Origin of the sequence: uncultured Chryseobacterium sp., from assembly GCF_913776365.1 — a bacterium.
Classification (GTDB): domain Bacteria; phylum Bacteroidota; class Bacteroidia; order Flavobacteriales; family Weeksellaceae; genus Chryseobacterium.
The window spans coordinates 1-3457 of sequence record NZ_CAJYMO010000248.1 but is presented as its reverse complement, the minus strand read 5'-3'; the positions used below and the strand labels follow the sequence as shown (position 1 = coordinate 3457).

Annotated in this window: 5 protein-coding genes; 2 read left to right on the top strand and 3 right to left on the bottom strand. The window is 45.5% G+C overall.

Annotated elements, in window-relative coordinates; genetic code table 11:
• The 3 genes from gcvT to idi all read right to left on the bottom strand — a co-directional run.
• A partial coding sequence (gcvT, locus tag QZ735_RS12610; RefSeq protein WP_294249014.1) for a glycine cleavage system aminomethyltransferase GcvT occupies nucleotides 1–1013 on the bottom strand: 1013 nt, incomplete at its 3' end.
• A 23-nt stretch (nucleotides 1014–1036) separates the two neighbouring features.
• Complete coding sequence (locus QZ735_RS12605) at nucleotides 1037–1513, bottom strand: hypothetical protein (protein ID WP_294249011.1); 477 nt, start codon at nucleotides 1511–1513, stop codon at nucleotides 1037–1039.
• Between the two features lie 4 nt (nucleotides 1514–1517).
• The gene (gene idi, locus QZ735_RS12600) at nucleotides 1518–2027 is read right to left on the bottom strand and encodes an isopentenyl-diphosphate Delta-isomerase (RefSeq protein WP_294249008.1); all 510 of its coding nucleotides are present in this window, start codon (nucleotides 2025–2027) and stop codon (nucleotides 1518–1520) included.
• 361 nt (nucleotides 2028–2388) lie between these two features.
• Between idi and QZ735_RS12595 the strand changes: the two genes are divergently transcribed.
• Together QZ735_RS12595 and QZ735_RS12590 are read left to right on the top strand one after the other, a co-directional pair.
• Complete coding sequence (locus tag QZ735_RS12595; RefSeq protein ID WP_294249005.1) at nucleotides 2389–2799, top strand: phosphoheptose isomerase; 411 nt, start codon at nucleotides 2389–2391, stop codon at nucleotides 2797–2799.
• Between the two features lie 86 nt (nucleotides 2800–2885).
• Nucleotides 2886–3457 (top strand): NAD(P)-dependent oxidoreductase (locus QZ735_RS12590; protein ID WP_294249002.1); only part of this gene is annotated, 572 nt, incomplete at its 3' end.

Genomic DNA, 3457 nt, shown 5'->3' with positions numbered 1-3457 from the left:
TCAGAACCCAGTTTGAAGTGAGGCTTGTCCACATAGGCAAGACCTAAACCGACTTTCTTCATCGGCGACTGCGTACCGGAAGTTACTTTTCCAATAACATTCCCTTCTGCATCTACCACCGGATAGTCGTGTCTTGGTACGCCTTTGTCGGTCAGTTCGAAACCTACCAGTTTTCTGGTAATGCCCTGTTCCTTCTGTTGTGCGAAAGTTTCTTTGGACACAAAATCCTTATCGAATTTGGTGATCCATCCCAGTCCGGCTTCGATCGGGGAAGTGGTATCGTCGATGTCATTTCCGTACAGGCAGAACCCTTTTTCCAGCCGTAAGGTATCTCTGGCGGCCAGCCCGCAAGGAATGATGCCTTCTTCGGCGCCGGCCCCGATGATGGCATCCCAAAGCGTTACCGCATCCTCATTCCTGAAATAGATTTCAAAACCGCCGCTTCCGGTATACCCCGTATTTGAGATAATGACGTCCTGTACGCCTGCCACAGAACCCACGGTGAAGTTATAGTAAGGGATTTCGGACAGATGGGTTTCTGTCAGCTTCTGAAGGATTTCCGTAGCCTTAGGACCCTGAACGGCCAAAAGGGACATGTCGTCTGAAGCGTTCGTCATTTTTGCCCCGAAACTATTGTATTTTGAAATATGGTTCCAGTCTTTATCGATGTTTGAAGCATTGACCACAACAAAGTATTTATCGTCCTCCATTTTGTAAACGATCAGGTCGTCCACGATCCCGCCGTTTTCGTTGGGAAGGCATGAGTACTGTGCTTTTCCGTTTTCAAGGGCATCCACATTATTGGTGGTCACATATTGCAGAAGCTCTTTTGAGCCGGCACCTTCGATGAAAAACTGCCCCATATGGGAAACATCAAAAAGGCCTGCTTTTTCCCGTACGGCAAAATGTTCTTCGGTAACTCCGGAATATTGTACAGGCATTTCAAATCCTGCGAACGGTACGATTTTAGCGCCTAAAGATACATGCTTGTCGTACAATGCTGTTTTTTTCATGTTTACTTTTTATTTCTATTTTTTTATTTTTTTACCTGAAAGCTTTCGAAAGCTTCTTTGAACAGTTTCATATAATTTCCGTTCCAGTATTTCTGCGCACAGTTGACGGAAATCAGGTACAGGTCTTTGTCTTTCTGATAGACTTTGGTGAGCCAGACCAGTTTTTCCTTTTCATCACGGTATTCGTAAAAATATTCGGTATATCCTTTTCTGCCATTCTGGCTGGTTACCATTTTTTCATCTTCGCCGGAATGATACAGGGCAAGGATGAATTTCTTAGTTTCCGTTTTGGGAAGGTTGAGGTCATGATATTCCGAAATGGTGACAGCCCCGATCTGGTTGGGCGGAAATATATTGATGATGCCGCTGTCGTCGGTTGCTTTCCAGTCTTTGGGATAGGCAATGGAGTAGTTCGGGCTTTCATATTGGGTTACCGGTACTGATTGGGCAGTGACCGATAATGCTGTCATTAAAAACAGGAGGAACCGTATTTTCTTCATGGTTTCAGAGTTGGTGCTTGTATTCCTGCAGGATGATCTTGAACCATTCGGTAAAATCGTCAGGGTTTTCAGCCATTTCCCGGTCAAGATCCTCGGGGGAGATGTAGCGTACTTCTTCCACTTCGTCCTTGTTCAGGCGGAATCCGGATTCAAAGATTCCAGTGAAGACATGGTCCAGTTCATGTTCCCAGAGCCCGTCTCCCACATCGGCTTTATAAATAAAATGGAATTTCTCGGAAAGCTCAGCTTCGATACCGAGTTCTTCTTTCAGCCTGCGGCGCGCACCATCCAGGTAAGTTTCCCCTGTTCTCGGATGCGAGCAGACCGCGTTGGTCCATTTCTGCGGCGAATGGTATTTTCCGGAAGCTCTTTTCTGCAGCAGCATTTCCCCTTTGCTGTTGAAGAGAAATACGGAGAAAGCGCGGTGCAGCAAGCCGTTTACATGAGCCTGCTGCTTTTCCATAAGACCGGTCATCCGGTCGTCCGGACTGACTAAAATTACAAATTCTTCCATTTCTACAAATGTAAGTGTAATAAATGTATTTCGGAAATTTTTGGTAAAACATCATGGTTTTTACGGGCGGGGATGTGCTGGCTTCCACACGTCATAAGAACCGCTCAAACCCATAAGTGACATTGGATTTCAGGAGTCCTGTTTTATTCCTGTAATAAAGCATAGCCAAAGTCCTCGGGTATCGGAATACTGCAGAATAAAAATTCTTTGTTTTCACTGGCGTCACAATTCGCCGGCATCCGCCGTCCGGTGCCAGTTTGCATTTTTTCCAATAAAATTAGATTTTTGCATCGATATCTGTTAAGTTTAAGGCTGCTTTTTGCGGTAAAAGCCGTAACTTCGTTGCTCAAATTTTTTAACGATGGAATTAGAGTACATAGATCATATCAGCCCGATCCTGAAGGACGGCGTAAAAAATTACCTGATCGATATCGACGGGACCATTACCGAAGACGTTCCGAACGAAGAACCTGAAAGAATGGTAACCTGCGAACCTTTCCCGGATGCCCTGGAAACAATCAACAAATGGTATGACGAAGGCCACCAGATCTGCTTTTTCACTTCAAGAACGGAAAACCTCAAACAGGTGACCATTGACTGGCTGGATAAGCACGGCTTCAAATACCACAGCGTACTGTGCGGAAAACCGAGAGGCGGGAACTATCACTGGATTGATAACCACCTGGTAAGAGCCACAAGATACAAAGGGAAATTCACCGACCTCATCGAAAAGCAGGTAACGATTGAAGTATTTAAAGAAGAAGGGGAATAAAAAATTATATAACAAGATTAAACGATTAATGTATCTCACGTACAGCAGCCGTTTAATCTTTTTCATTTTAAATCAATAAAAAGTTTATGAAAGTTTTAGCAAATGACGGCCTTGACCAATCCGGTATCGATGCACTGACGGAAAAAGGTTTTGAAGTGATTACCGCAAAAGTTGCACAGGAGCAGCTGGCAGATTACATTAATGAACATAAGATCCGCACCCTGCTGGTAAGAAGTGCCACGCAGGTACGGAAAGACCTTATCGACAGCTGTCCGTCGCTGGAAATTATCGGCCGTGGGGGAGTCGGAATGGATAATATCGATGTGGACTATGCCCGCGACAAAGGCATTCATGTCATCAACACCCCTTCCGCCTCTTCAGAATCGGTTGCCGAACTGGTTTTTGCCCATCTGTTTTCAGGAGCGAGGTTCCTGCAGGATTCCAACAGGAAGATGCCGGTTTCCGGAGCTACCGACTTTGCTGCCTTGAAAAAATCATACGCGGCAGGAATTGAGCTGAAAGGAAAGACGATAGGCATCGTAGGCATGGGAAGAATAGGCCAGGAAGTGGCTAAGATCGCCCTTGGTCTGGGCATGAGGGTGATTGCCGCCGACAGCAACGTAGGTAAAGCCAGCATAAAAGTGACATTCTACAACAA